The following is a 1,401-nucleotide window of genomic DNA, read 5'->3' on the forward strand; positions in this document are numbered from 1 at the left end:
TGATGGAAAGTTTTAGGTCGAAACCAATTTTTTTGTACTCAATTTTTGGACAGTGTCCATTTTTTGTGGGTTCCATAGTTTGCTAAAAGTGTTTAATTTTTAGTCAACCTATTTCAGGATTTGTCATCGGATAATATTACCGCCAACGTCTTGGCGCTTGGCGAGGTTGGGGACTTTATAGCAGAGTATTTTCTGCCGAAACGAAGATATGATAAAAAACGTTAATTCCACTAAAACCCCAATCTCGCCAAACGGCTGTTATGCATTGTTTTTCTTTTCATTTTTTTTCTGTTCTTCAACCATTTTTTGAAAGTAATCATCACGTTTTTTAAATGACTTTTTTGTTCCAATAACTTTTCCATCAGAAGCTAAAATATAATTCATTTCCCATTTATTATCTTCATTAAAAAAGTATTGAATTTTTTCAGCATTTAATTTGTTAATTGAGAATTTTATTTCGCTTTTTAAATTTTCAATTATTTCTTTTCTAAATGCATTTATAGCTACATCAGGATTTCTTGTAGTTACGATTAATTCTAATTTTGCTTTTTTTATTGGGATTTCGACAACAAAGTGAATTGGTTTGTTTTTAGGATTTAATTCATTTACTGATTTTTGAATACTTTTACTAATTAGTTTGTAAACTTTTGCTAAATCTTCCCCAATAGATTCTGCCATTTTTTCTGGAATTTTTCTTAAACCAATTCCAAGAGCAATTCCAATTATTTCTGTAAGTTTAATTATTATTTCTGGATCAGGAATTTCAGATTTTCGTATAAATTCAGATCCTTTTATTTCTAGTTCAGATTCATTTTTTAATTCATTTAAAAAGTTCTGTCCATTTTCAAATGAACCACCAAGATTAATTGGATCAATTTGAATTTCAATGGTTTCTATTAGTTCAAATTCAGATTCAGTAAATGGAAAGTTTTCATCAGAAAAAGACATTTCTATTAATTCCAATCCATTATGTAAAGTGATATTTTTTGAGGTTTCAAAAAATTCTTGATCAGCTACTAAATAATATATTCCATCCTTTTCAATTACTTCACCGTTATTTATTCTTCCTAGTGGAGGAAAAGTACGATTGTGATCTAAACCTAATCTTGGCTTTCTTTTTCCATTAATAAATTTAAGTGAGCTTTCTAATGCTTGTTGCGTTATTATATGACCATGTTTGTCAACATTCGAAGAACTTAATACATATCTTTCAGAATATTTTACTTTCTTTTCATCCATAAATTTATATTTATTCACGATTTATCCGTCAGTTTTGTCTTGTCCTAATATAGGTTGACTATTTTTGGTTACTGTATAATTTCAAAAATAGTTTATTATTGACGTAATATTGATAAGTTTAGAAAAAATCTTTGAAGGGATTTTTTTCCAAACTTGTCAACA

The 1,401-nt window shown here is 27.9% G+C and carries 1 protein-coding gene; it reads right to left on the reverse strand.

Features of this window, described 5'->3' with window-relative positions; genetic code table 11:
* Positions 1–258: 258 nt before the first annotated feature.
* A complete protein-coding gene (locus MW871_RS16250; RefSeq protein WP_248429432.1) occupies positions 259–1,239 on the reverse strand; it encodes a hypothetical protein in 981 nt (326 codons plus the stop codon).
* Positions 1,240–1,401: the final 162 nt, after the last annotated feature.

It is taken from the genome of Flavobacterium pygoscelis (assembly GCF_023162025.1).
Lineage (GTDB): Bacteria > Bacteroidota > Bacteroidia > Flavobacteriales > Flavobacteriaceae > Flavobacterium > Flavobacterium pygoscelis.

Excerpts from the sequence above, each read along its gene's own strand:
- MW871_RS16250 (WP_248429432.1), bottom strand. The coding sequence starts at position 1,239 with ATGGATGAAAAGAAAGTAAAATATTCTGAAAGATATGTATTAAGTTCT.